Below are 24,042 nucleotides of genomic sequence, written 5' to 3' on the forward strand. Positions count from 1 at the left end.
CCGGCAAGAGCGACAATGGCGGCTCCGGCAAGAGCGACAATGGCGGCTCCGGCAAGAGCGACAATGGCGGCTCCGGCAAGAGCGACAATGGCGGCTCCGGCAAGAGCGACAATGGCGGCTCCGGCAAGAGCGACAATGGCGGCTCCGGCAACGGCTCCGGCAAGGGCGACAATGGCGGCTCCGGCAAGGGCGACAACGGCGGCTCCGGCAAGGGCGGCTCTGAATCCAAGCCGGACTAAGCTTATCCGCGCAGAAACGAAAAAGGTGAGGCCGGTCTCCGGCCTCGCCTTTTTGAGTCATCGCTTTGTATATCGATCGGTAGCAAGTACCGTGAGGGAACCAACGCGCGGATCGTTACCGCCGCTCGGCGAGCGCGAGCCTGCAGCCTTGCATATATGGGGGCAAACCGCGAATGCACTCTGCACAAGCGAAGGGTAATGAAGGATGCGCCGTGTAGCCCCCTCACCTACGCTCAGCGCATTTGAGGCTTGCGGGCATCCCTCGCTTCACGCCGCGCAGGTCTCGCACAATCCGCGGATCTCGATCGTCGTCTTCTCCGGCTTGAACTTCTGCCCGCGCACCCAGCTCATCAGCCGGTGGTCGACCTCGTGGTCGTGGAATTCCGTCACCTGGCCGCAGCTTTCGCAGATGGCGAAGGCGACGATGCCGTGGCTGTGGCAGTCGTCGCCGGGATGGGCACAGGCGACGAAGGAATTGATGCTTTCGAGCCGGTGCACGACGCCGTATTCGAGCAGTTTTTCCAGCGCCCGGTAGACTTGCAGCGGCGCGCGAAAACCGTGGTCGCGTAGCTTGTCAAGGATGGTATAGGCGCTGAGCGGCCCTTCGGCCTTTTCGAGCACATCAAAGACCAGCGACTGGTTCTTGGTGAGTTGCGGTGTCGTCATGAGCCTTGTCCTTGCATGACCGCGCGGTGCCGCCTGACGGGAAGCAGGCTGAACATGAAGAGGATCAGCGCCGCGACCACGATCGAGGGGCCCGACGGCGTGTCGTAGGTGAGCGAGCCGAACAGCCCGCCGACAACGGCCACAGCTCCGATCAGCGAGGAGAGCACCGCCATGATCTCCGGCGTCGCCGAAAAGCGCCGAGCCGCAGCCGCCGGAATGATCAGCAGCGAGGTGATGAGCATGATGCCGACGATCTTCATGGCGATGGCAATGACGACGGCCATCAGCAGCATAAAGAACAGCCGCGCGCGCTCCGGCTTCAGCCCCTCGGCCTCGGCAAGCTCGGCATTGACGGTTGCCGCGAGCAGCGGCCGCCAGAGCCAGGCCATTGCCACGAGCACGAAGAGCCCGCCACCCCAGATCAGCGCGATGTCGGTCGGGGAAACGGCGAGAATATCACCGAACAGGAAGGCGATGAGATCGATCCGCACCCAGCTCATGAAGGCGACCATGACCAGGCCGGTTGCCAGTGTGGCATGCGAGAGGATGCCGAGCAGCGCATCGGCCGACAGCGCCTGGCGCTTCTGCAGGAAGAGCAGCAGCACCGACACGAGCGCGGCGACGGCAAAGACCGCCAGCGTCAGATTGAGTTCGAAGAGCAGCGACAGCGCGACGCCGAGCAGCGCCGAATGAGCGATCGTATCACCGAAATAGGCCATGCGCCGCCAGATGATGAAGCAGCCGAGCGGCCCCGTCGTCAGCGCCAGGCCGACGCCGGCAAGGATGGCGCGCACGAAGAAATCGTCAAGCATGGCGGCCCTCCCCACTGTGAGAATGGGCATGCGAGTGCTCATGTCCATGGTGATCGTCATGATCATGAGCGTGGTCGTGCGCATGATCGTGGTCATGCGCGTGATGTCCGTCGTCGGGGTGGCAGTGATCGGTGACCGTGCCGTCGGCATGCTGCACGCGCCCATCCGGCAGGTGCGTATGGTCGTGGTGATGGCTGTAGACGGCAAGCGTCTGCGCCGCCCGGCTGCCGAACAGGCGCACATATTCCGGGCTGCGGCTGACAGCCTCCGGCGTGCCGCGGCAGCAGACATGGCCGTTGAGGCAGATGACCGTATCGGTCTCGGCCATGACGACGTGGAGATCGTGCGAGATCAGCAGGATGCCGCAGCCAGTCGCATTGCGGATCGACTTAATAAGGTCGTAGAGCGCGATCTCGCCTGAGAAATCAACCCCCTGCACCGGCTCGTCGAGCACCAGCAGATCGGGTTTGCGGGCAATCGCGCGGGCCATCAGCGCCCGCTGGAATTCGCCGCCGGAGAGATGCTGCACCTCGGCATCAAGCATATGAGCGACGCCGGCGGATTCGAGCGCCGAAAGCATGTCACGCTCCGGCAGCGGGCCGGTCAGCGTCATCAACCGGCGCACCGAAAGCGGCAGCGTCCAGTCGATTGAGAGCTTCTGCGGGACGTAGCCCACTTTGAGGCCGGCCTTGCGCTCCACCCTGCCCTCATTGGGCTTCAACACGCCGATCGCCGCCTTGGCGCTGGTCGACTTGCCGGAGCCGTTCGGCCCGATCAGCGTGACGATCTCGCCGCGCGACACGGAAAATTCGACGCCGCGCACCAGCCAGCGGCCGTTGCGAAGGACGCCGACATTCTCAAGCGAAACCAGCGGTTCGGCCCTGATACCAGCGGGGGGCTTTGCGGGAGAGAGCATCAAATTTTCCGAAAGTGCTGTTGCGTCCTGCTATCGCACACGTTATAGCATAACGCAATTGATGTAATAACATAACAATTTGAATTCAAGCGGAGCATGCCAATGAAACGCGCCTTGGGGTCTGCCCTCAAAATGCTGGCCCTCAGAATGCCGGTTCTTGCAATCCCGGCTTTGGCAATCCCGGCTTTGGTAATCCCCGCTCTGTTCTTTGCCGGCACGATGCGTGCGGCGGATGCGCCTGTCGTCGTCACCTCGATCAAGCCGATCCATTCGCTGGTCTCGGCGATCATGCAAGGTGTGGGCGAGCCGGAACTGATCGTCGACGGCGCCGCCTCGCCGCACACCTACAATCTGAAGCCCTCGAACGCGCGGGCCTTGCAGGAAGCCAAGGTGATCTTCTGGGTTGGCCCCGGCCTCGAGGCCTTCCTCGAAAAACCGCTGCAGGCTCTGGGTTCGGATGCCAGCATCGCAGCACTCGACGACGCGCCCGGCCTCGTGAAGCTGCCGTTTCGCGAGGGCGGCGCATTCGAGCCGCATGACGACGGCGATGAACATAGCGAGGCCGAAGCCGCACATGGCGCCGAAGCCGACCATGATCACGACCACGGCGCCTTCGACACACATCTCTGGCTCGATCCGATGAACGCCAAGGCGATGGCCACCATGATCACCACGACGCTGGTCGCCGCCGATCCCGCCAATGCGCTGACCTATCAGGCCAATGCCAAGGCGCTGGACGACCGGCTGACGGCGCTGGACAAGGAGATCGCCGCCGCCGTCGCTCCCGTCAAGGACAAACCTTTCATCGTCTTCCACGACGCCTACCAATATTTCGAGCACCGCTACGGCATCCGCGTCGCCGGCTCGATCACCGTCAGCCCGGAAACCATCCCCGGCGCCGAGCGCGTCTCGGAAATCCACAGCAAGGTTGGCGAGCTTGGCGCAACTTGCGTCTTTGCCGAGCCGCAGTTCGAGCCGCGGCTCGTCGATGTCGTCATCGAGGGCACACGCGCCAAGTCAGCCGTGCTCGACCCCGAAGCCGCTACGCTGAAGGCCGGTCCTGATCTCTACTTCACCCTCATGCGCGGCATCGCCAACAGCATGAAGGACTGTCTCTCCAACGCATGACCACCATGCGGCGACGCGCGGAGAGAGCTGAGGCGGAAAGAGGCGGACAACCCCGTTCCGCTTTTTTTCGGCAATTCATAGGTAATGATATAACATTAATAATAATCTGATGAGGTCCCATGAACAACAGACTTCCCGTCACGGTGCTTTCAGGTTTTCTCGGCGCCGGCAAGACGACGCTACTCAACCATGTGCTCGCCAATCGCGAGGGTCTGCGCGTCGCCGTCATCGTCAACGACATGGGCGAAGTGAACATCGACGCTAGTCTGGTGCGCGATGGCGGCGCCAATCTCTCGCGCACGGAGGAGCAACTGGTCGAGATGACCAATGGCTGTATTTGCTGCACGCTGCGCGACGACCTGCTGAAGGAGGTACGCCAGCTCGCCGATCAGGGCCGCTTCGACTACCTGCTGATCGAATCCACGGGCGTCGCCGAGCCCCTGCCCGTCGCCACCACCTTCGAATTTCGCGACGAGAACGGCCAAAGCCTTTCGGACGTCGCAAGGCTCGATACGATGGCGACGGTCGTCGATGCCGCCAATCTGCTCGCCGACTACGCATCGGCCGATTTCCTCGCCGACCGCGGTGAAACGGCGGGCGACGGCGACGACAGGACCATCGTCGACCTGCTGGTCGAGCAGATCGAATTCGCCGATATCGTGGTGCTGAACAAGATCGGCACGGCAAGTGAGACGGAACGCGACGCCGCGCGGAAAATCATCATCGGCCTCAACCCCGATGTGAAGCTGATCGAGGCGGATTTCGGCAAGGGGTGGCGCTCAAGGAGGTGCTCGGCACCGGCCGCTTCGACATATCAAAGGCGGAGACCCATCCGCTCTGGTACAAGGAACTGCACGGTTTCCGCGACTATGTGCCGGAGACCGAAGAATACGGTATCCGCTCCTTCGTCTATCGCGAGAAGCGTCCCTTCCATCCGGCAAAATTGCAAGCCCTTCTCGACAGGACATGGCCGGGCGTGGTGCGCGCCAAAGGCTTCTTCTGGTTGGCGACGCGCCCGCATCACGTCGGCGAAATCAGCCAGGCGGGCGCGATCGTCCGCACCGGCAAGATGGGTCTGTGGTGGGCATCGGTGCCGCGCGAACAATGGCCGGACGAGCCGGGCTTCCTGCGCGCCATCAGCCCCTATCTCGACCCCGTCTGGGGCGACCGTCGCCAGGAGATCGTCTTCATCGGCGCCGACCCCATGGACGAGACCTGGATCAGAAGAGAGCTCGACGCCTGTCTCGTCGAAACCGAAGTCTTCGCGCCCGAGCGCTGGCGAAACCTGCCCGACCCTTTCGCCAGCTGGAACCGCCAGGCGGCATGAAGGCAACGGCAATCAAACCCTACCGCTGCGTCTGCACGGAGTGTTATCCGTTGCCACCGATCAAGGGGCTGCATCCGTCGGCGCATGATGAGGATGTAAAGGTCGATGCCGGAAGTCCGAAGGGGTTGCTTGGCATCATCGCCGCCGTGCGCCGGAAGAATTAGCGCAGGCGTCACCTCACCCCACCCTCATCCCTGTGCTCGTCACAGGGATCCAGCCCACCCTCATCTCTGTGCTCGCTACAGGGATCCAGAGCGCCCAAGTCCTTACCGCGCGGACGCGCGGTGGCTGGATTCCTGTGACAGGAACAGGAATGAGCAGTGGGGGAAGCGATGGCGCTCTATCGAGACAAAATACCCACTCCAGCCAGGATCTCCACATTACTCCCAAAATCTGAAAGGGCGGCCGAAGCCGCCCTCCTCATATCCACCAATCAGCGACCAGCAATAATGCTGGAGATCACACCGCTGGTGACGCCGATCAGCAGGTAGTCGTTGTCGGCCCGGACCCAGCGATAGCCGCGCGGCGGCGCAGCCAGCCGGTAGCGGCGGTAGTCGTTGACGTCGTGAAACCGGCGGCGCTCGCTGGCGTTGACGCGGTACCCCTTCTTCCAGTGCGGCCGGACGACCGTTTTCTCGACGATCACCTTCTTCTGCACGACGACAGGCGGACGGCGATAATCATCGGCGCTGGCTTGGGAGACAACCATCGGGGAGAGAAGGAAGGAAGCGGAAAGGAGAGCTGCAAAAATCTTTTTCATGTGGGGTTCCTCGTGTTGGGCACGGGAGAGAACTAGGCCCGAAAAGATGAACCGAAACTGAAATTTAAATTAAACTTTCGTAACGGAATCTGTAGCCTGTAGCTCGGCGCTTATATTTTAGATTAGCCTTATACGCCATGCCGAGCAGCCGTTTTATTCGAGACGTCGTGATCGGCGGAGTCCGAAGATCGGATTCGATTTTCGGAAGGATTGGGCGCAGATTCAAAATCATGGAGCGTTTCTCCGCGGACCCGATCAGGAGCTTTGCGCCGCCGGACCGTCGTGCGGGATCGCTCGATAACAATGGAGGAAACCTATGCCCGGCATCAGCATGCGTTACATCGTCGACGACGTCGACGCCGCGTTGGAATTCTATACGAAACATCTTGGCTTCTCGATTGCGCTTCACCCCGCGCCCTCCTTCGCCATCCTGACCAAGGACGGGTTTCGTCTGCTCGTCAGCGGCACGACGGGACCGGGCGGAGCTTCCCAGCCAATGCCCGACGGGCGAAAACCTGAACCCGGCGGATGGAATCGCATCCAGATCGAGGTCGGCGACCTGGAGGCGGAGGTCGCGACGCTGCGCCAGGCGGGCGCGCGTTTTCGCAACGAGATCGTGCAAGGCATGGGTGGCAAGCAGATCGTGCTCGATGATCCGGCCGGAAACCCGATCGAACTCTTCGAGGCGCCGAAGAGATGAACGCCACGGCATCGATCATGCGGTCGGCTGCGCCCTCTTGTGCACCGCATCGGGCAACCGCGCACATCATCTGACGCGGTGGGCCGGCATCGGCATCATCACTGGAAGAACGGCGGCTGCGCCTTGCTACATGTGTGCGAGCGTGTAGTTTCGGGCTAGCATCATTTCAGAGGTAGGGAAAACATGTCCGAATCCGCGGGCGGGCTCTTCGACTATGTCGGGATACTAGCCGTGCTACTTCTCGTCGCAGCCAATGGCTTCTTCGTCGCCGCCGAATTCGCGCTGGTCTCGGTGAGGCGCAGTCGTGTCACCGAACTTGCCGCGGCCGGCCGCATGAATGCCTCAGCCCTTCAGCGCGCCGTCGACAATCTCGACGCCAACCTCGCAGCCACCCAGCTCGGCATCACCATCTCGTCGCTGGCGCTGGGCTGGGTCGGCGAACCGGCGCTTGCCCACCTGGTCGAACCTCTGCTGTCCTGGCTGCCCGGACAATGGGCGACCACAGGTGCACATACCGTCGCCATCGTCATTGCCTTCGTCATCATCACAGCACTCCACATCGTGCTCGGCGAGCTTGCACCGAAAAGCCTGGCGCTTCAGCGCAGCGAAGCCACTTCGCTTGCCGTAGTGCGTCCGCTCGGGCTTTTCCTGGTGCTGTTCAAGCCGGCGATCTTTGCTCTGAACGGCATGGGGAACCTGGTTTTGCGGGGTGTGGGTCTTCGTGCCGGAACCGGGGAATCGTCGTTCCATTCGCCGCAGGAGCTCAAGCTGCTGGTCGCCGAAAGCCAGGAGGCCGGCCTTCTCAACCAGGTGCAGCAGCAGCTTGTCGAGCGAGTCTTCAACATCGGCGACAGGCCGATCTCCGACATCATGACCCCGCGTCTCGATATCGAATGGTTCGACGCCGATGACAGCGAGGCGGAGATCCTGAAAACCATCCGCGAATGCAGCCACGAACAATTGCTGGTCGCCCGCGGCTCGATCGACGAACCGATCGGCATGGTGTTGAAGAAGGATCTTCTCGACCAGGTTCTCGACGGCGGCAAGGTCCGGCCGATGGCGGTGATCAAGCAACCGCTGGTGCTGCACGAGGGCACCTCGGTCGTGCGTGTGCTCGACAGTTTCAAGGCCTCACCTGTCCGGCTCGCCATCGTTATCGACGAATATGGCAGCCTCGAAGGCATCGTCACCCAGACAGATCTGCTCGAAGCCATCGCCGGCGATCTGCCGGGATCCAATGAGGAGCCCGACATCGTCGTGCGGGAAGACGGATCGCTGTTGATCGATGCAATGATGCCGGCCTTCGACGCCTTCGAACGGCTGGGCCTGCGCGATCGCCCGGATGCGGATTTCCATACGCTTGCGGGCTTCGCGCTGCACCAGCTCCAGCATATCCCCGAAGCCGGCGAAACCTTCGTGTTCGACAGCTGGCGTTTCGAAGTGCTCGACATGGACGGCATGCGCATCGACAAGATGCTGGCGACGCGCATCCCCGCAGACGGGGTGGGAGCCTAAAGAATTTCGGTTTTTCTCCCACTCAGAAATGCTTAGTTTACTGATTTTTGCGCTATTCTGGACGCTACCGCTGCGGACCTTTGAAAGCGCTCTAGCTTACCGCCAGCGTCCAAAGCATTCCCGATATCGCACAGGCAAGCAACGTCGTGATGACCGATGTCTTGAACCGGAAGATCGCGATGGCGGCGGCGGCCGACAGCGCCATTGCCGCCGGCACGGCCGATTGCAGCACGGGGATATCGAGCCGCAGGCCGCCAAGGCGGACGGTCGCGACCTCGGCAAACAGCGTGTGCAGGCCAAACCAGATGGCGAGGTTGAGAATGACCCCGACCACAGCCGCCGTGATCGCCGACATCGCGCCGGCGAGCGCCACATTGCCGCGCAGTTTTTCGATGAACGGCGCGCCGAGGAAAATCCACAGGAAACAGGGCACGAACGTGACCCAGGTCGTCAAGATTGCCGCAAGCGTGGCGGCGAACATCGGATCGAGCGATCCGGGATTGCGGTAGGCGCCCATGAAGCCAACGAACTGAAGCACCATGATCAGCGGCCCCGGCGTCGTCTCGGCCATCCCCAGGCCATCCAGCATCTCGCCGGGTTTCAGCCAGCCGAAACGCTGCACGGCTTCCTGCGCGACATAGGCGAGCGCGGCATAGGCGCCGCCGAAGGTGACGACCGCCATCTTGCTGAAGAACAGACCGATCTCGGTGAAGACGTCGTGTGCCCCGAACGCTGCATAGAGGGCGGCGATGGGTAAAAGCCAGAGAGCAAGCAGAGCTGCCGACATACGCAGCGACCAGGCGAGATTGGGACGCGCATGATCAGGTATGCCGTCCCCGAGCGCAGACTCGGCATCCGAAAGCATCGAACCGCTCCCAGCCTTGTGGCCGCCACCCGGCCTGAAGGCGGCAAGCCCGAACCTGCCGCCGATGAAGCCGCTCATGCCGGCGGCAAGCACGATCAGCGGGAACGGCACGTGCAAGAAGAAGATAGCGACGAAGGCCACGGCCGCAATCAGGAGCATGACGTTGTTTCTGAGGGCGCGGCCGCCGATGCGGATGACGGCCTGCACGACGACGGCAAGCACCGCTGCCTTCAGCCCGAAAAACACACCGGCGACGATGCCGACGCTGCCATAAGCCGCGTAAATATAGCTGAGGCAGAGGATCGACAGGAATCCCGGCAGCACGAACAGCAGGCCGGCGACGAGACCGCCCAGCGTGCGGTGCATCAGCCAGCCGATATAGACGGCGAGTTGCTGCGCCTCGGGGCCGGGAAGCAGCATGCAATAATTCAGCGCATGCAGAAAACGATGCTCGCCGATCCATCGCTTCTCGTCGACAATGATCCGGTGCATGACGGCGATCTGGCCGGCCGGGCCACCGAAGCTCAAGGCGGCGACGCGCAGCCACACCTTGAAGGCTTCGCCGAACGAGACGCCGTGGTGATGCCCTTCTCCCGCATTTCTCTCCACCGTTTGGCCCGTAGGGCCATTGTCTGTCATCTCGGCCATCTCATGCCCTCTTCTTCGGCGCGGGCCAGTTGTGGGTTTCCTCGGTCGCGTCCCGGCACCAGCGGAAGAAGGCATCGTAGAGAAGCATTCCGGCCTCGAGCTGCTCCAGATCGTCGGAATACATCCTGGAGAGGCCGAGCGAAGCGGCAAGCAGGCCAGACGCCTCGGGCGCAAGATCGAACTTTGCGGTATCCGCCGCCCTGACGATCTGCGCCAGGCGCAGAAGCGGCTCGGACGCCAGGCCGAATTCCTCGACCATCACGTCGAAGGTGCAGAGCTCGCCGCGATGGCTCCAGAACACGCCTTCGATATCGAAGGGTACGGCGCCGAAGCGCTCGCCGACGGCACACACTTCGGGCGCCGGGACGAACAGGAAGACGGCGTCCGGATCAACGAAGCGCCGGATCAGCCAGGGACAGGCAATGCGGTCGATTTTCGGCCGCGCGCGCGTCACCCAGACGGTGCGTCCTTCAGCGTCGCGGGGCGGCAGCTTTTCATCAGGCACCGCCGCTCCGCCAGCGATCCAGGCTTCGAAGCCGCCTTCGAGGCTTTCGGCGTCGATCCCGCTATGGCGCAGATAGGCGGCCACACCATGGCTGAGCTTGCTGCCCTTTTGACAGACCACAACGACGGCATCGGCATCGATGCTGCCCGCCCAGGACGCGACCTCGGCATGGTCGCGCCGGATCGAGCCCGGAACCAGGCGCGGATCGAGTGCGAAGTCCGCCTCGGTGCGAACATCGATAATGCAAGGCGCCCCGGGGGTTCCGATGAGGCGGCTGAGTTTTTCGGCGGAAATTTCGAGAAATGACGGCATGACGCGTCCCTCCGTTGATCGGTACTATTGGACGCGATTCTTCAGCATGACGCCTCGTGGGGTGATCGCGACCCCATGGCAAAACCATGGGCAACAGACCCCGTCGTGTCAAGCGGACGCTTGCATAGAACAGAGACGCGCAACGTTCACGTCGGAGCGGCTGTGGGCAAGCAAGCCCACAAGCAGACGGCCCTGGCTGCCGATTCTGGCGGGCTGCGGCGCGGAAACCCCTGATAGCAACCGGTTCCCGGCACCTGCACGGAACAAAATGCCCACTTCGGCATTCTTCTTTCACCGAAAGAGGAGAAAGTACCATGACGTACGACCCCAATAATGCCAACGACCCGAACCGCCCGCTGAACCCAAATCTGGATCTGCGCACCACGCCTAGCCCGCGCACCAATAATACGTGGGTTGTCTGGGTCGCTGCATTGGCCGTTATCGCTGTCGCTGCATTCGCCTATTCGCAGTGGAGCACCCCCGGCACATCCCCTGATACAACAGCCTCCACGACGCAATCCGAGCCGGCGCCGGCCAAGCCGATCGCTCCGACTGACAACCCTGCAACGCCTGCACCGGCACCAGCACCGGCACCGGCCACGCCGGCGGCGCCTGCCCAGCAGTAACAGTTGCTCACTCGAAAGAAGTCGGCAAAGCGCCGGCTTCTTTCTGCCGTGGGCTCTTGAACATTGTGAAACAAACCCTATTTGAGGGATAATAAATTTGTCTCTGACGGCTGACCACGGATGTACTGGCAGCCGTTATCGAGACAGATCGAGGAAGGGTCGGTGCGAGTTTCGCCCGGCCTTTTTTCTTGAGCGGGTTACCGAAGAATGCATGCCGGTGATGACGCTGAAATCAGCGATTGAAATCGGAAATTATTTCGGGATTCTGTTATAGAAGGACTGGGGATCGTACACGCACTGGTAGTCGAGAAGGCAAATTTTGCCGTTGCCATCCCTTAACCTCGCCGTTTCGTACTTGTCGCCCAGATTGCACCTGGCCGGTGGATAACGAAAGCTGCGGCCACCCAAGCCCATGCGCACGAAAACGGCTTTGTCTTTGCGGATGATCTGGGAAAGCTCATCGCAACTATGATCCTTGGCATTGACTTCCACCGCCTCGACGGCGAGGGCTGCGGACGGAAACAACAGCGCAACGGCCAGCACAACGCTTTTCATGAAAACTCCTGAATATGCAGATATGAAGTTGAGGCATCGCACCGATTCATGCCTCAAAAGCTAAGGGAAGTTATAGGGCGACGCGGGATCGAAGACACAGACATAGTCGAGAATGCACTGCTTCCCACCCGCATCGCGAAAACTCGTCGTCGCGCGCTTGTCGCCCATGCTGCATTGCGCTGGCGGATAGCGGAAGCTGCGGCCACCGAAGCCGACGCGGACAAAGACCTTTTTATTCTGACGGATAATCTGCGCAAGCTCGCTGCAGCTATGCTCGCTTGCCTTGACCTCCTTCGCCCCAGCGGCAAAGGCCGGCAACGGCAGCAACAACGCAATGGCTAGAATGACGCTTCTCATGAACCCCTCCCACTTATGAGAGAGCAAATAGGGCGCTGAGATCGACGCTGCCAGACCTGCGGACAGCCCGACCATGCCGCCCAGTCCGGAACAGTCTCCGGCAGGCCGGAAAATCCGGCCTGAATTCAAATAATTCAATATTATCAAGAGATTTTGGTGGGTGATGTAGGGCTCGAACCTACGACCCGCTGATTAAGAGTCAGCTGCTCTACCAACTGAGCTAATCACCCGTTCGCGCTTGGTTGCGCGGTGTGACGGGGCGTATAAACAGGATCGGCAGGCTTGTCCAGCACATCGGCGAATTTTCTTTGGTTAATCGCGAAGATTTTTCGGCATGGCTGCAATGCAGCGCGCAACCCCGACCATCGGAACCGATTTTCGGCAAGGATTATGCGCAGATTCAAAGCGATAAGGCGTTCTTAGCTATCGGACGCGCGGCGCTCTGATGAAATCAAAGGTCGAGCGTGCCGCTGGCCAGTCGCACCGCCTGGCCGCCGATCCGCGCATTGGAAATCGCCCCGCCGTCGACATCGATATGCAGGTGGATGAAGGATGGCCGACCCATCTCGACGCCCTGCTCGATCATGATCGGGTGATGCCCGTCCGTCAGCCGGTCGAAATGGTGGATGGCACCGGAGAGTGCTGCCGCCGCCGAGCCGGTGGCCGGGTCTTCGACGATCCCCATGCCGCTTGCGAACATGCGCGCATGGAACTTCGCCACGTGGTTGACGCCGCCGCGGCAATACACATAGGCCGAGGCAAGCGCACCGTCGACGAAGGGCACGATCTTTTCCCAGAGCTGCGGATCGAATTCCACCCGCTGCGCGGCTCCGACATCGTGCACCGGGATGAGCAGGAAGGGAACGCCGGCGCTCCAGACCGAGGGCACGTGATTTTCGAAGCCGATCTCGGTCACCTTCAGCGACAGCGCATCGGCCATGCCGAGCTTGTCGAGCGGCATGATGGCCGGCTGCGATTTACGCGGCAGGTCGAATTCCGCAAAACTCGCCTCGCCTTCCCGCAGCCGCACGGCGCAGCGCACCGGCCCGACATTTTCCTCAAGCACCGTAACGAGATCGAGCGTCGCAGCGCCATGCGCCCGCTCGGCCAGCGCCACCGCCGTACCGACCGTCGGATGGCCCGCAAACGGCAGTTCGCGCCCGGGCGTGAATATCCTGAGCTTCGCCGCATAGGCGGGATTGCTCGAAGGCTGCACGAACACCGTTTCGGAGAGATTGATCTCCCGGGTGATCGCCTGCATCGCCTCGTCGCTGAGATCGTCGCCGTCGAAGATCACCGCCAGGGGGTTGCCCGCAAGCTTTCGATCGGTGAACACGTCATAGACGCTGTAGCTGCGCGCCACATCGGCCTCCTTGAATCGGTCATCGCGCCGCCAACCTGCCCGACCAAACGGCCGAGTGCAAGGCGCTAAGTCCGCATGGGTGCAAGGAGCAAAAGCTGCGGCCTGTCCTTCGAGGCTCGGTCTTTGGCCTGGGTGCCTCAGGATGCGGGGCGTGGAGGATGCCGCGACCTCTCTCCGACCTCATCTGAAGTGCCCCGCAGTGGCCTCGAAAGACGAGGTCGGCCTCCCGCCTCTTATGCGCCCGCCTTGCCGAAATACCAGCTAATCACCGGTAGCATCGAGATGTTATAAGGATGCGCCGAGGGGTCCGCCGAGCGGATGGCCACCGCACCGGCGATCTCCTTGTCCTCGGCGACCAGCATGTGGGCTTCGATCCGCTTCACCATCTCGTCCGCCGTCATGTCGAAGCGGAAGAGCCGCATGAGCGTTACCGTGCGTCTGGAATAGCTGGCGTAGAGCCCCGGCCCGGCCGCCGCGTCGGCGAGGTCCAGGCCTGTCTCTTCGTGGACTTCGCGGCGCATATTGGCCTCGATGTCGCAACGCCCGTCGACGATGTCCTCCTGTTCCAGCGAGCCGGCGGCGAAATAGACCTGGCCGGGATTGGCGGTGTGGGCGCCCATGCGGATCGCCACCAGCGCGCCGTCGGCGCTTTCGAGCACCGGATAGGCAAAGATATGCAGGCCGCCCTGACGCTGCGGCTGCCGGCGCCACCACATGAAAGCGGAAAAGGGAGTAACGTAGCCCTCGCCCGCAATCCCGTCTTCACTGAACGACAGCCGCTGCTGGAACACCAAGCGCCCATCGAACAGCGCCGGGTTGGCGGCCGTTTCCTTGGCCCAGTTTTCGCGGATCGCTGCCTCCTCGGCGAGGACGAAGGGATGGCTGCCGGGCAGGACGCGCAGATTAACGCCGGCGATCGGGAAAACCGTCGCCTCCGGCGGCCAGCCGGCGAAATCATCGGAAAGGTCGCTCGTCGGAAATTTCATGTTCAAATTCGTTTTCATGTTCGCTTTCAGGGGAGATCCAGTGTCATGACAACGGGGCAATGATCGGACGCTTTCGGCCTGTCCCAGCCGGTGCGCGGGTAACGTTCCACCTCCTGCCCCGGCGGGAAGATGGTGCGGTAGGGTTGGCCGCTGCGGACAATTTCCGGCAGGCGGCCGGCATTGTGGGCGGCGAGATCAGGTGAAAGCCAGAGATAATCGAGCTGGCAGAGCCACTGCTCCTGCGGCCCGCGCGCGTGATAGAGCGTCCAACGGTCGAGGGGCTCGCGGCGGCGCACGACGTTTTCGGCAAAGCCGTCATGGCTGAAAACGTCGAGTGCGCTCTCGGCCTCATCGTGGTGCTCGAAACGATAGCCGGCCCCGCGGCGGCCGATGACATCGACGCGCTCCTGATAATCGTTCATGTCGCCGCAGATGGCGAAGCTCCTCGCGCCGGCTTGATCCGCACCGAAGCGATCCTCGATGATGCGCCGCACAGCGCGCGCCTCGGCGCGGCGGATCGGCATCGTCGATTGCCGCCCGTCCAGCCCGTCGCGCGGATTGCCCATCGACTTGAAATGCACGACATAGAGCGAGAACGGCCGACCACCGATCAGAAGATCGAGTTCCAGGCAGTCGCGTTTGAAGATCTTGTCGTCGACGCGGTTGATAAGCGCCAGCTCCTCGTCGAAGAGATCGAGATCGCGATAGGTCGTCATCGCATGGCTTCTTATACCCCTGAGCTCGATCTTCTGGCCGTCGCGCGTTTCCTCGCGCATCAGCACGGCGACATCGATGCCGCGGCTGTCATTACCCTCCACCAGATATTTCTGCCGGTAGCCGTTTCCGACCATGCGGAAGAGATAACCATATTCGAAGGCTTGAAGGGCGGCCATATTATCGATTTCCTGCAGGCAGAGGATATCGGCATCCGCATCGGCGATCGCCAGCGCCGTCATCTGCCTGGTGTCGTCGGTGGCGGCGATCACCCGCGCCTGCTCAAGCTGCTGATAGACACCCTCGCTCGACACCTCGAAAAGCTTGATGACGCGGTCCTGGCGTAGCTGGTTGCGAAAGCCGGTGAAATCGAAACGGGTCAGGAGATTTTCGACATTGAAGGTGGCGAGGCGAAGCGACATGGCAGGAGTCCGGTTGCGAGCAGTACCTTAACCGGCAATCGCCGCAGGAAAAGGTGGCGCGGCCAAGAAAGTTGCGGACAAATGCCCTCTGCGCCTAGATATGGCTGGGCGGGCTTGAGGTGGCGGAGTCGTGAGGTTGGCTCGGCGCGCTATTGGAACTGCTCGATGAGCTCCCGTTGCTCGAACTGCCATGTAATTCACTTGGCTTAAACGTTCGGGTTTTCCATTCGCCATCCCGTTTCTGCGGCTGTAAAGATGGGCATCCCTGAAGCACGCTCGCGGCACTCAAAAGAACCGCCGAAAGCACGAAAACGGATCGAATACGCCTTACTTGAACTGGAATGCGAGTATGGTCCCTCAATAAACTGATTATCGCGGGGGTTTTGCTTAGTCCATTGCGTTCGTAATAACTTAGCCGTTTGCTTTACATCATGGATGGCTAGATCGAATTCGGAAGAGATATTCAATTTTTTGGCGATTCGTAAGAAGATAACCGCGATTTTCAATCTTATATTGCCGATCTTCAACTGGCTCACCGTAAAAGTCGAGACTTCCTCCATCAAGCCGCCACCCGGCGCGGATGACGACGCGCACCGCTTCACCGGGCAAGACAGCCACGCGGCTGAAAGCGCGCAGCGTCTGGCCGTTGCCGAGCGTGAGTTTGACGGCATAGCGCTCGCCTTCGAACAGCACGGTTTCGACAACTGCCGGAGCCCCCTCGCCGCCGATGATCACATCCTCCGGCCGCACCAGGATATCGGCGCCATCGGTATTGGCCGCCTGCAGTGCATCCTGCAGCTCGTCCCACTCCAGATGGCGTTCGCTTCCCATGACCGGCAGCGTAAGGACGGCCCCTCGCCCGATCAGCCCTCCGACAACATGCCCCTCCGGCCGTGCGTAGATCTCGGCCGGCGGCGCCACCTGCAGCAGGCGGCCTTCGGACATCACGGCGACGTCGGTTGCCAGCGCCATCGCCTCGCTCTGGTCGTGGGTGACGTAGATCATTGTCGCGCCGGAGCGCTGGTGAAACTCGCGAAAAGTCTCCTCCATCTCCTGTTTCAGATGCTGGTCGAGATTGGCGAAGAGACCGTTTGATGATCCTCGCTTGGAATTAATTGAAAGCGTAAGCTAACGCGAGCGCTTCACGCAGGCGTGAACGCCCGGCCATTGCCATCGAGCCGCTTTGCGGTACGTCAATCATTTTCGATGAAGGAGGAGTTTCAATGGAATATCGTTCGCTCGGCCGTTCCGGCCTGAAGATCTCCACATTGACCATGGGCACAATGACCTTCGGCGGCGTCGGATGGGCGAAGACCGTCGGTGACCTCGGCGTCTCGGAGGCGCGCAAGATGATCGATATGTGCATCGATGCCGGCATCAACCTGATCGACACCGCCAATGCTTATTCCAATGGTGAATGCGAAAACATCATCGGCGATGTGCTCTCCGGCAAACGGCCGCAAGGCGTGCTGCTGGCCACCAAGGCCCGTTTCGGCATGGGTGACGGCCCGAACGATCAGGGCCTGTCGCGCTACCACCTGATCAGGGAATGCGAAGCGAGCCTCAAACGCCTGAAGACCGATGTCATCGACCTCTACCAGGTGCATGAATGGGACGGCCAGACGCCGCTCGAAGAGACGATGGAAGCCCTCGACACCCTGATCAAGCAGGGCAAGGTGCGTTACGTCGGCTGCTCGAACTATTCCGGCTGGCACATCATGAAGGCGCTTGGCATTGCCAACGAGCACCGCTACCAGCGCTTCGTCAGCCAGCAGATCCATTATACGCTGGAAGCCCGCGACGCCGAATACGAGTTGCTGCCGATCGCAATCGACCAGGGCCTCGGCGTGCTGGTCTGGAGCCCGCTTGCCGGCGGCCTGCTTTCCGGCAAGCATCGCCGCAATCAGGCTGCTCCCGAAGGCACGCGCCAGTTCGCCGGCTGGACCGAACCGCCGATCCGCGACGAAAACCGCCTCTGGAATATCGTCGAGACGCTGGTCGCGATCGGCGAGGAACGTGGCGTCTCAGCCGCCCAGGTGGCGCTCGCATGGCTGATCGGCCGCAAGGCAGTGACCTCGGTCATCATCGGCGGCCGCACCGACGCCCAGTTCCGCGACAACATCGCCGCCGCCGAACTGACGCTCACGGGCGAGGAGCGCAAGCGCCTCGACGCCGTCAGCCTGCCGCCGGTGATCTATCCCTATTGGCATCAGCTGAACACGGTCAGCGACAGGCTCGGTGAAGCCGATCTCGAGCTTTTCGGCCCGCATCTTCAGCGATAGGCGATCATGACGGCGCCGTGGTCGACCGCGTCGGCTACGGCAAGAGCGAAACGGCGAACGAAGGCTGGACGACGATCTTCTGATTGGCGCTGGCTGGCTGCTCCCCCTTCTCCCCACCGGGGAGAAGGGGGCCCGAAGGGTCGGATGAGGGGGCCACACGGCGGGCCTTTGCTTGCCTTCGCTTGCGCTCGGCGCATTCGCGGCGTTCGCCGCTCACCCCCTCATCTGCCTGCCGGCATCTTCTCCCCAGCTCGCGCGCACGCCACGCCCACCCTCGCCGCAACCTGCAGCGATCAGCCGCCGATCTCGGCCGCAATCAGCGCGCCCAGGCGACCGATGCCGTCCTCGATCATCTGCTCGTTGGCGCACGAGAAGCTGACGCGGAAGGTGTTGGCGCCCGAACCATCGGCGAAGAAGGCCTTGCCGGGCACGAAGGCGACCTTGGCGGTTTCGAGCGATTTCGCCAACAGCTTGGCGCCGTCCATGCCTTCCTGCAGTGTGATCCAGATGAACATGCCGCCTTCCGGCTTCGTCCAGCTGGTGCCCTTGGGCATATATTTCTCGAGCGCCGCCAGCATGCAGTCGCGGCGACGGCTGTAGGTGGCCTTGATCTTGGCGACCTGGGCATCGAAGCCGCGCTCGGCGACATCGGCAATTGCCATCTGGTTGATCGTCGAAGAATGCAGGTCGGCCGCCTGTTTCATCAGCACCAGCTTGCGGATGACGGGGGCATTTGCGACGACGAAGCCGACGCGAAGGCCGGGCGCCAGCGTCTTCGAGAAGCTGCCGCAATAGATCGTGCGCGTATCGTTGATATGCCCCTTCTCGGCGATCTCCAGCGCCAGGATCGGCGGGATCGGGTCGCCGTCGTAACGCAACGACTGATAGGCGGCGTCTTCGATGACGGCGATCTCAAGTTCTTCGGCCAGCGCCAAAACCTTCCGGCGGCCATCGAGATCGACCGTTTCGCCGGTCGGGTTGGAGAAGTCGGCGGAGAGATAGGCGAACTTCACCTTGCCGCCGGCTGCCGCTGCGGCCGCGCGGTAGGAGTCCGGCGTTCGGTTGCCGTTCGGTGTCAACTGGTCGTAGGCCGGCTCATAGGCGTTGAAGGCCTGCAGCGCGCCAAGATAGGTCGGCCATGTCACCAGCGCGGTATCGTTCGGCGACAGGAACAACTTGCCGAGATAATCGAGGCCCTGCTGCGAGCCGGAGACGATGAAGACATTGTCGAGTTCGCAGGGAATGCCGAGATCGGCCATCTGCCGGACCAGCCATTCGCGCAGCGGCTTGTAGCCTTCGCTGACCGAATATTGCAGCGCCGAATTGACGGCAGCGCCAGCGAAAATATCGGCATAGGCCTGCTTGAACTCCTGATCGGGAAACAGCGCCGGATCCGGAATGCCGCCAGCAAAGGAAATGATGTCAGGTCGGTCGAGAAGCTTCAAAAGCTCGCGGATCTCGGATGCGCGCATGCGCGACGAGCGCGACGCAAACATGGTGTCCCAGTTCAGCATGGGGTTTCCTCGTATTTTCTATTCCCTGCAGCAGACCATGCCGGGGAATTTATGTCAACAATGCTGACCTATTTTCTTGTCATGGTGACATGTTGGAATCTTATATTCAAAAGCCTTTGATGTTCGGGATTTCACTTGATGTAGCCGCCATCCGACGTCGAAGGCATCGGTTGCGAATTTGCTGCTCGACGTCAGCCACATCAAACGGTTATTCCTCTGATCAAAGTCGAAACTGGCTGATTCAGACCCTTTCAAGACCTACTCGGCGGCGGTAGTGTCGCCACTATTCAATTTACTATCAAGGTGCCAGAAATGACCGTAACGTCAGCCTCCCCTGAAATCAAAATCGAACTCCACAAGTCTCCCGTCTCGGACGCCGATCGCATCCAGGCACTCGAGACTCCCGGTTTCGGCAAGCTCTTCACGGATCATATGGTCCTGGCACGATGGACTGCCGAAGATGGCTGGCACGATGCAAAGGTTGCGCCGAGGCGGCCCCTGGAGCTCGATCCTGCGAGCGCCGTGCTGCACTATGCTCAGGAAATCTTCGAGGGCATGAAAGCCTACAAGGCGGATGATGGCCGGATTCTGCTCTTTCGGCCTGAAGAGAACGCACGCCGCTTCGCGCAGTCGGCGACCCGCATGGCGATGCCTCCTGTGCCCGAAGAACTCTTCCTGAAGGCGGTCGAAGAGCTGGTCCGCGTTGACAAGGCCTGGATTCCGTCCGGCGACGCCAGCCTGTACCTTCGCCCCTTCATGTTCGCCAACGAGGCGTTTCTCGGCGTTCGTCCGGCTCAGGAATATGTCTTCTGCATCATCGCCTCTCCGGTCGGCGCCTACTTCAAGGGCGGCGCAAAGGCGGTTTCCCTATGGGTCGAGACCGAATACACACGTGCAGCCGCCGGCGGCACCGGCGCTGCAAAATGCGGCGGAAACTATGCAGCCAGCCTCGTGGCGCAAGCCGAGGCGACCAAAAAGGGTTGCGATCAGGTGGTCTTCCTGGACGCCGCAGAGCATCGCTGGGTCGAAGAACTCGGCGGCATGAACGTCTTCTTCGTGATGAACGATGGATCAGTGGTGACCCCGCCCCTTGGCGGCACGATCCTGCCGGGCATCACCCGGGCTTCCGTGATCGTGCTCGCCGAAGAAAAGGGCTTGCGCGTCGAGCAGCGCCCCTACTCGTTCGCGGAATGGCAAGACGACGCTGCCAGTGGCAGGCTCGTCGAAGCGTTCGCTTGCGGCACTGCCGCCGTCCTGGCGGGCATCGGCCTGGTTCGACATGCCGGCGGCGAGTTTCTGGTCGGAGACGGACAGACCGGCAAGTTGACCAGCGAACTGCGCCAACAACTCGTCAGCCTGCAAAAGGGCGTAACGAACGATGCGCACGGCTGGACGCGCCTGATCCCGACCTGAACTTCGGACGTTCCACGCGAACGGCGGCGTCAACACCGACAGGGTGGGCGCCGCTGTCCGTCGCCCGCCATCGACAGCTTCATCGCCGATACCGCGAGATGCATGGTGGTGCCCCTCGACACGACGCTTGCCCACCGTGCCGCGGAGATATCGGCAGCCCTCAAACTTGCCACCGCTGATGCGATCATTTACGCGACGGCCGAGCACCATGATGCAGATATTCTGACCTGCGACGCCCATTTCAAGGATTTCGAGCGGGTCGTCTCCATCGATAAAAAAGACTGACCTTGATGTGACCCAAGTGTTCGACGGCGGCGCTCAACGCTTCTATGATAAAGTGGGAAATGGTAATCTGGCATCGGGGACGCCGACACCGGCATGGACGGACGGCACTGAATTCAATGGCGAAAATGACGATCTCCCTTCCGGATAATCTGGCGGACTACGTCGCACGCCGTGTTGCAAGCGGCAGATACAGCAGTGCCGGCGCATATCTGGCGGAACTCGTCCTGAAGGATCAAAACCACCGCAAGCTCGATGACGAAGAACTGCGCGAGATTCTGAGGCTGGCTGAGGAAAGCGGCATCAGCGACCGGCGCATTGCCGATATTCTGCTGGAAACGAAGGCGAAGCTGCGTGACCACCTATAGGCTGACCCGAACCGCAGACGCCGTGTTGTCGGGCATCGACGAATATGCCAGCCTGCATTTCGGCGAGGCGCAGGCGGATGCCTATCTTCTCGATTGGGACAGAATTTTCTTGCTTCTTTCGCGCGTGCCCTCCATGGGAGACGAGTGCGACGAACTCGGCGCCGGCCTTCGGCGCCTCCTCCACATGCGCCATGTCGCCTTCTACCGCGAGATACCGGAAGGCATCCTGGTCATCGACATTATCGGCGCCGACCGGCTTCCCGAGAGACACCTTCAATCCAACCGACGCCCCCGAACGGCCGACCCGCATGCCTCGTGACACGACCTCCGCCTTTTACGAGAAAAACGCCGAGACATACGCCGACCGGGCACGCACCCTGCCGAGGCAGCAGCTCGATGCCTTCCTCGCCGGTATTGCACCGGGTGGCGCAATCCTCGAACTCGGCTGCGGCGGCGGGCAGGACAGCGCCTACATGCTGTCGCAGGGTTTCGAGGTGACACCGACGGATGGCTCCGCCGAGCTTGCCAGACAGGCGGAAGTGCGGATCGGCAGGCCGGTCAAGGTCATGCTGTTCCAGGAGCTCGACGCCGACAGCGCCTTCGACGGCGTCTGGGCACATGCGAGCCTTCTCCACGTCCCGAGGGCTGAACTGCCCGATGTCTTCGCCCGCATCCGCCGCGCCCTGAAAATCGGCGGCTTCCTCCACGCAAGCTTCAAGGCGGGAGAAGCGGAAGGCCTTGACGGCCTCGGGCGTTATTACAACTATCCGTCCGCCGAATGGCTGTCGGAATTGCTGAAAAAAGACGGCTGGTACAACATCGCCATCGAGGAAAGCGACGGCGGCGGCTATGATGGCAAGCCGACCCGCTGGCTGACGGTGAGCGCGGAACGATAAAGGCCGAAGCTTTCGCCCCGGCCTTAAACTGCAGCAGCTTGATGCATATCGCCCAAAGCGCGGAATTACCTCTCGAAAGCATGTCACCCCGTCCTGGCCGGTCAGTTGGCAACAGGATCGCCGCGAAGGGTTTGAGCGGTAATGGACTGCCGGCGCACAAGCAAATAGAGCGCAACCATATGGGTGATCATCAGCAGCGGTACATAGACGATCACGACCACATAGGCTGCGCCTAGCTGCCCCGCCAAGACAGGCAGACCGGACTGGGCGCCGCGGTAATAGTCGATGACGAGATCACCGGCGCCCACGAGATTGAAGGCAATGACGAGCAGCCAGAACAGTGGCCGGATGCGGAACGAGATCAGCGCCAGCATGGCCAGTAGCCCGGCAGCAAGGTCGCCATAGGCGGCCGTGACGGCAAAGCCGGCCGGCAGATCGGGACCGACGACGCCGGGAAGGATGAAGACGAGGCCGAAGAAGCGGAAGCTATGGAGCGTTGCGACCGCCCGTTGCGCCCCGGCGCGGTCCATCGACTTGAGCCGGGGCAGGACATAGACGCCGATGCAAAGCAGCCAGGCGACGTAGCCGAGCAGCAGGTGAAGCTGGAAGATGGCGGCCGGGGACATTTTGCCTCCTGTCTGGCTGCTGGTTTCCAGCGCAATATACGGCCGCTTACACCGGCGACTATTCGGGATAATATGGACGGGGCATGAAGCAGAACTTCACAGTCAGGCAGGGCGCGCTCGACGGGGTGGAGGCGTTCCTCAGCGTTGCCCAGCACCGCAGCTTTCGCCGGGCGGCGGCGGAACTCGGCGTCACTCCCTCGGCGATCAGCCAGGCCGTGCGCACGCTGGAGGCGCGGATCGGCGCAGCCCTGTTCATCCGAACGACGCGCAGCGTCGGGCTGACGGAAGCTGGCGAGCGTTTCCTTTCGCGTGCAAAACCGGCCTTCGAAGAACTCATCGCCGCAAGCGCCGTCGCGCATGAGCTTGGACGACGACCGACCGGACGGCTGCGCCTCTCGGTGCCGCGTGCCGTTGTCCCGGTCCTGCTCGAGCCGCTGATTGCGTCCTTTTCCCAAGCCTATCCCGAAATTGAAGTGGAGATCGCCGCCAGCGAGAAACTGGTCGATCTCGCCGTCGAAGGCTTTGATGCAGGGATAAGAATGGGCCAGTTCATCGATGCCGACATGATCGCGGTTCGGTTGACGCCGCCGTTTCGGTTCATCATCGTCGGGAGCCCGATCTATTTCTCCAACCGGGATCTTCCAGCGTCCCTGGACGACCTGCGTCACCATGCATGCCTCAGAATACGCCGCTCCAATGGCGCGCTCGCGCCGTGGTCGCTCGACGACAAGGGCCGCGCCATCGAGATCGCCGTCGCGGGGCCGCTTATCACCCACGACTTCCCGACCATGCTCGGCGCAGCCATCGAGGGGATGGGCGTAGCCCAGGTGCCGGAGCCGATCGCCGTCGAACAGATCAGGGCGGGAAAGCTCATCGAGGTGCTGGCATCATTCGCGCCGACGGCGCCGGGCGTATTTCTCTATTATCCCAGCCATCGGCAAATGACGCCGAAACTGCGCGCCTTCATCGATCACATGAAGAACCGTCCGGATGCGGCCGGCAAGACTCGCATTCGGGGCAACGGTGACAAGCCAGTAAAATGATTCCCGGTCGGCTTGAAATCATCGAGCACGAGCATCGCAAGTTCCACGATCTCAGGTGGCGAGCCGCCTTTGCCCTCGATCTCAACAATCCAATATCGTTGCCCGGTCCTTGTGATCCCAGCCCGCTCTCCCACGGCGATGCGGCCAATGCGGCTGGCGCCACCGACGTCGATGCATCGATCGAAAATCAACGAGCCGTCGA

At 61.8% G+C, this 24,042-nt stretch carries 25 protein-coding genes, 1 tRNA gene and 3 pseudogenes; 14 read left to right on the plus strand and 15 right to left on the minus strand.

From position 1 onward, the window contains the following. Nucleotides 1-239, plus strand: a 239-nt coding sequence (locus HJB83_RS18160) for a hypothetical protein (RefSeq protein ID WP_221115728.1), incomplete at its 5' end; no start/stop codon positions are given. A 267-nt stretch (nt 240-506) separates the two neighbouring features. Here the strand turns inward: HJB83_RS18160 and HJB83_RS18165 are convergent. Genes HJB83_RS18165 through znuC form a run of 3 tightly spaced genes read right to left on the minus strand, consistent with a single transcriptional unit; the run spans nt 507 to nt 2,633 of the window. Continuing rightward, the gene (locus HJB83_RS18165) at nt 507-905 is read right to left on the minus strand and encodes a Fur family transcriptional regulator (protein WP_207581016.1); all 399 of its coding nucleotides are present in this window, start codon (nt 903-905) and stop codon (nt 507-509) included. Further along, nucleotides 902-1,717: a zinc ABC transporter permease subunit ZnuB gene (gene znuB, locus HJB83_RS18170; RefSeq protein WP_221131968.1), complete on the minus strand. Its 816-nt coding sequence runs from the start codon at nt 1,715-1,717 to the stop codon at nt 902-904. Before znuB ends, HJB83_RS18165 begins: the two co-directional genes overlap by 4 nt. Next, nucleotides 1,710-2,633, minus strand: coding sequence for a metal ABC transporter ATP-binding protein (gene znuC / locus HJB83_RS18175; RefSeq protein WP_207581018.1), 924 nt, complete (start codon nt 2,631-2,633; stop codon nt 1,710-1,712). The genes znuB and znuC overlap by 8 nt, the downstream gene beginning before the upstream one ends. Nucleotides 2,634-2,735: 102 nt before the next feature. Here znuC and HJB83_RS18180 point away from each other — a divergent pair, with 102 nt between their 5' ends. The 3 genes and pseudogenes from HJB83_RS18180 (at nt 2,736) to HJB83_RS18190 (ending at nt 5,252) form a co-directional block, all read left to right on the plus strand. Continuing rightward, nucleotides 2,736-3,761, plus strand: coding sequence for a zinc ABC transporter substrate-binding protein (locus HJB83_RS18180; protein WP_311044138.1), 1,026 nt, complete (start codon nt 2,736-2,738; stop codon nt 3,759-3,761). Between the two features lie 119 nt (nt 3,762-3,880). After that, nucleotides 3,881-5,088: pseudogene (locus HJB83_RS18185) on the plus strand (GTP-binding protein). Continuing rightward, complete coding sequence (locus tag HJB83_RS18190) at nt 5,085-5,252, plus strand: hypothetical protein (protein ID WP_221131969.1); 168 nt, start codon at nt 5,085-5,087, stop codon at nt 5,250-5,252. Before HJB83_RS18185 ends, HJB83_RS18190 begins: the two are co-directional and overlap by 4 nt. 269 nt (nt 5,253-5,521) lie before the next feature. Here HJB83_RS18190 and HJB83_RS18195 read toward each other — a convergent pair whose 3' ends face one another. Continuing rightward, nucleotides 5,522-5,848, minus strand: a complete 327-nt coding sequence (locus tag HJB83_RS18195; protein WP_221115731.1) for an RcnB family protein — start codon at nt 5,846-5,848, stop codon at nt 5,522-5,524. Between the two features lie 316 nt (nt 5,849-6,164). On the opposite strand from HJB83_RS18195, the gene HJB83_RS18200 reads away from it, so the two are divergent. Both HJB83_RS18200 and HJB83_RS18205 read left to right on the plus strand, forming a co-directional pair. Continuing rightward, a complete protein-coding gene (locus HJB83_RS18200; RefSeq protein WP_207581022.1) occupies nt 6,165-6,548 on the plus strand; it encodes a VOC family protein in 384 nt (127 codons plus the stop codon). A 183-nt stretch (nt 6,549-6,731) separates the two neighbouring features. Next, nucleotides 6,732-8,063: a hemolysin family protein gene (locus HJB83_RS18205; protein WP_207581023.1), complete on the plus strand. Its 1,332-nt coding sequence runs from the start codon at nt 6,732-6,734 to the stop codon at nt 8,061-8,063. A gap of 91 nt (nt 8,064-8,154) precedes the next feature. Here the strand turns inward: HJB83_RS18205 and chrA are convergent, their stop codons facing one another. Next, on the minus strand, nt 8,155-9,576 hold the full coding sequence (gene chrA, locus HJB83_RS18210; RefSeq protein WP_207581024.1) for a chromate efflux transporter: 1,422 nt from the start codon (nt 9,574-9,576) through the stop codon (nt 8,155-8,157). Between the two features lies 1 nt (nt 9,577). Next, on the minus strand, nt 9,578-10,393 hold the full coding sequence (locus tag HJB83_RS18215) for a chromate resistance protein ChrB domain-containing protein (protein WP_207581025.1): 816 nt from the start codon (nt 10,391-10,393) through the stop codon (nt 9,578-9,580). Nucleotides 10,394-10,707: 314 nt separating this feature from the next. On the opposite strand from HJB83_RS18215, the gene HJB83_RS18220 reads away from it, so the two are divergent. After that, complete coding sequence (locus HJB83_RS18220) at nt 10,708-11,019, plus strand: hypothetical protein (protein WP_207581026.1); 312 nt, start codon at nt 10,708-10,710, stop codon at nt 11,017-11,019. Nucleotides 11,020-11,271: 252 nt separating this feature from the next. Here the strand turns inward: HJB83_RS18220 and HJB83_RS18225 are convergent, their stop codons facing one another. The 7 genes and pseudogenes from HJB83_RS18225 to HJB83_RS18255 all read right to left on the minus strand — a co-directional run. Then, nucleotides 11,272-11,574: a hypothetical protein gene (locus HJB83_RS18225; RefSeq protein ID WP_207581027.1), complete on the minus strand. Its 303-nt coding sequence runs from the start codon at nt 11,572-11,574 to the stop codon at nt 11,272-11,274. Nucleotides 11,575-11,634: 60 nt separating this feature from the next. Further along, entirely contained in the window at nt 11,635-11,931 is a 297-nt protein-coding gene (locus tag HJB83_RS18230; RefSeq protein ID WP_207581028.1) for a hypothetical protein, read from the minus strand. 154 nt (nt 11,932-12,085) lie between these two features. Beyond that, nucleotides 12,086-12,161, minus strand: a tRNA-Lys gene (locus HJB83_RS18235). Between the two features lie 221 nt (nt 12,162-12,382). Continuing rightward, complete coding sequence (locus HJB83_RS18240; RefSeq protein WP_207581029.1) at nt 12,383-13,294, minus strand: PhzF family phenazine biosynthesis protein; 912 nt, start codon at nt 13,292-13,294, stop codon at nt 12,383-12,385. Between the two features lie 233 nt (nt 13,295-13,527). Further along, entirely contained in the window at nt 13,528-14,298 is a 771-nt protein-coding gene (locus HJB83_RS18245; protein ID WP_207581030.1) for an NUDIX hydrolase, read from the minus strand. Between the two features lie 8 nt (nt 14,299-14,306). Continuing rightward, nucleotides 14,307-15,416 (minus strand): endonuclease/exonuclease/phosphatase family protein, encoded by a 1,110-nt coding sequence (locus HJB83_RS18250; protein ID WP_221132044.1) that lies wholly within the window; start codon nt 15,414-15,416, stop codon nt 14,307-14,309. A gap of 561 nt (nt 15,417-15,977) precedes the next feature. Beyond that, nucleotides 15,978-16,496 (minus strand): annotated as a pseudogene (locus HJB83_RS18255) (TOBE domain-containing protein); the annotation flags it as partial. 143 nt (nt 16,497-16,639) lie between these two features. Here HJB83_RS18255 and HJB83_RS18260 point away from each other — a divergent pair. Further along, a complete protein-coding gene (locus HJB83_RS18260; RefSeq protein ID WP_207581032.1) occupies nt 16,640-17,698 on the plus strand; it encodes an aldo/keto reductase in 1,059 nt (352 codons plus the stop codon). Between the two features lie 293 nt (nt 17,699-17,991). Here the strand turns inward: HJB83_RS18260 and HJB83_RS18265 are convergent, their stop codons facing one another. After that, complete coding sequence (locus HJB83_RS18265) at nt 17,992-19,212, minus strand: PLP-dependent aminotransferase family protein (protein WP_221115734.1); 1,221 nt, start codon at nt 19,210-19,212, stop codon at nt 17,992-17,994. Between the two features lie 312 nt (nt 19,213-19,524). On the opposite strand from HJB83_RS18265, the gene HJB83_RS18270 reads away from it, so the two are divergent. The 5 genes and pseudogenes from HJB83_RS18270 (at nt 19,525) to HJB83_RS18290 (ending at nt 22,171) form a co-directional block, all read left to right on the plus strand. Next, nucleotides 19,525-20,625 carry a branched-chain amino acid aminotransferase gene (locus HJB83_RS18270; protein WP_207581034.1) on the plus strand — a complete coding sequence of 367 codons (1,101 nt, stop codon included), beginning with the start codon at nt 19,525-19,527 and terminating at the stop codon, nt 20,623-20,625. A gap of 66 nt (nt 20,626-20,691) precedes the next feature. Then, a pseudogene (locus tag HJB83_RS18275) lies at nt 20,692-20,910 on the plus strand (PIN domain-containing protein); the annotation flags it as partial. 116 nt (nt 20,911-21,026) lie between these two features. After that, complete coding sequence (locus HJB83_RS18280; RefSeq protein ID WP_221132046.1) at nt 21,027-21,275, plus strand: type II toxin-antitoxin system ParD family antitoxin; 249 nt, start codon at nt 21,027-21,029, stop codon at nt 21,273-21,275. Continuing rightward, nucleotides 21,262-21,594, plus strand: coding sequence for a type II toxin-antitoxin system RelE/ParE family toxin (locus HJB83_RS18285; protein WP_221132047.1), 333 nt, complete (start codon nt 21,262-21,264; stop codon nt 21,592-21,594). Before HJB83_RS18280 ends, HJB83_RS18285 begins: the two co-directional genes overlap by 14 nt. Further along, nucleotides 21,584-22,171, plus strand: coding sequence for a class I SAM-dependent methyltransferase (locus HJB83_RS18290; protein ID WP_221132048.1), 588 nt, complete (start codon nt 21,584-21,586; stop codon nt 22,169-22,171). The genes HJB83_RS18285 and HJB83_RS18290 overlap by 11 nt, the downstream gene beginning before the upstream one ends. 101 nt (nt 22,172-22,272) lie before the next feature. Here the strand turns inward: HJB83_RS18290 and HJB83_RS18295 are convergent, their stop codons facing one another. Then, entirely contained in the window at nt 22,273-22,797 is a 525-nt protein-coding gene (locus HJB83_RS18295; protein ID WP_221115739.1) for a hypothetical protein, read from the minus strand. Between the two features lie 83 nt (nt 22,798-22,880). Between HJB83_RS18295 and HJB83_RS18300 the strand changes: the two genes are divergently transcribed. After that, nucleotides 22,881-23,840, plus strand: a complete 960-nt coding sequence (locus HJB83_RS18300; protein WP_221132049.1) for a LysR family transcriptional regulator — start codon at nt 22,881-22,883, stop codon at nt 23,838-23,840. The last annotated feature ends 202 nt before the right edge of the window (nt 23,841-24,042 follow it).

Source organism: Rhizobium sp. NZLR11 (assembly GCF_019685115.1).
In the GTDB taxonomy this organism is placed as follows: domain Bacteria; phylum Pseudomonadota; class Alphaproteobacteria; order Rhizobiales; family Rhizobiaceae; genus Rhizobium.

Excerpts from the sequence above, each read along its gene's own strand:
- HJB83_RS18300 (WP_221132049.1), top strand. The coding sequence starts at position 22,881 with ATGAAGCAGAACTTCACAGTCAGGCAGGGCGCGCTCGACGGGGTGGAG.
- HJB83_RS18215 (WP_207581025.1), bottom strand. The coding sequence starts at position 10,393 with ATGCCGTCATTTCTCGAAATTTCCGCCGAAAAACTCAGCCGCCTCATC.
- HJB83_RS18245 (WP_207581030.1), bottom strand. The coding sequence starts at position 14,298 with ATGAAAACGAATTTGAACATGAAATTTCCGACGAGCGACCTTTCCGAT.
- HJB83_RS18290 (WP_221132048.1), top strand. The coding sequence starts at position 21,584 with ATGCCTCGTGACACGACCTCCGCCTTTTACGAGAAAAACGCCGAGACA.
- HJB83_RS18295 (WP_221115739.1), bottom strand. The coding sequence starts at position 22,797 with ATGTCCCCGGCCGCCATCTTCCAGCTTCACCTGCTGCTCGGCTACGTC.
- HJB83_RS18190 (WP_221131969.1), top strand. The coding sequence starts at position 5,085 with ATGAAGGCAACGGCAATCAAACCCTACCGCTGCGTCTGCACGGAGTGT.
- znuC (WP_207581018.1), bottom strand. The coding sequence starts at position 2,633 with ATGCTCTCTCCCGCAAAGCCCCCCGCTGGTATCAGGGCCGAACCGCTG.
- HJB83_RS18270 (WP_207581034.1), top strand. The coding sequence starts at position 19,525 with ATGACCGTAACGTCAGCCTCCCCTGAAATCAAAATCGAACTCCACAAG.
- HJB83_RS18205 (WP_207581023.1), top strand. The coding sequence starts at position 6,732 with ATGTCCGAATCCGCGGGCGGGCTCTTCGACTATGTCGGGATACTAGCC.
- HJB83_RS18280 (WP_221132046.1), top strand. The coding sequence starts at position 21,027 with ATGGCGAAAATGACGATCTCCCTTCCGGATAATCTGGCGGACTACGTC.
- HJB83_RS18220 (WP_207581026.1), top strand. The coding sequence starts at position 10,708 with ATGACGTACGACCCCAATAATGCCAACGACCCGAACCGCCCGCTGAAC.
- HJB83_RS18180 (WP_311044138.1), top strand. The coding sequence starts at position 2,736 with ATGAAACGCGCCTTGGGGTCTGCCCTCAAAATGCTGGCCCTCAGAATG.
- znuB (WP_221131968.1), bottom strand. The coding sequence starts at position 1,717 with ATGCTTGACGATTTCTTCGTGCGCGCCATCCTTGCCGGCGTCGGCCTG.
- HJB83_RS18260 (WP_207581032.1), top strand. The coding sequence starts at position 16,640 with ATGGAATATCGTTCGCTCGGCCGTTCCGGCCTGAAGATCTCCACATTG.
- chrA (WP_207581024.1), bottom strand. The coding sequence starts at position 9,576 with ATGGCCGAGATGACAGACAATGGCCCTACGGGCCAAACGGTGGAGAGA.
- HJB83_RS18250 (WP_221132044.1), bottom strand. The coding sequence starts at position 15,416 with ATGTCGCTTCGCCTCGCCACCTTCAATGTCGAAAATCTCCTGACCCGT.
- HJB83_RS18195 (WP_221115731.1), bottom strand. The coding sequence starts at position 5,848 with ATGAAAAAGATTTTTGCAGCTCTCCTTTCCGCTTCCTTCCTTCTCTCC.
- HJB83_RS18225 (WP_207581027.1), bottom strand. The coding sequence starts at position 11,574 with ATGAAAAGCGTTGTGCTGGCCGTTGCGCTGTTGTTTCCGTCCGCAGCC.
- HJB83_RS18230 (WP_207581028.1), bottom strand. The coding sequence starts at position 11,931 with ATGAGAAGCGTCATTCTAGCCATTGCGTTGTTGCTGCCGTTGCCGGCC.
- HJB83_RS18265 (WP_221115734.1), bottom strand. The coding sequence starts at position 19,212 with ATGCTGAACTGGGACACCATGTTTGCGTCGCGCTCGTCGCGCATGCGC.
- HJB83_RS18165 (WP_207581016.1), bottom strand. The coding sequence starts at position 905 with ATGACGACACCGCAACTCACCAAGAACCAGTCGCTGGTCTTTGATGTG.
- HJB83_RS18200 (WP_207581022.1), top strand. The coding sequence starts at position 6,165 with ATGCCCGGCATCAGCATGCGTTACATCGTCGACGACGTCGACGCCGCG.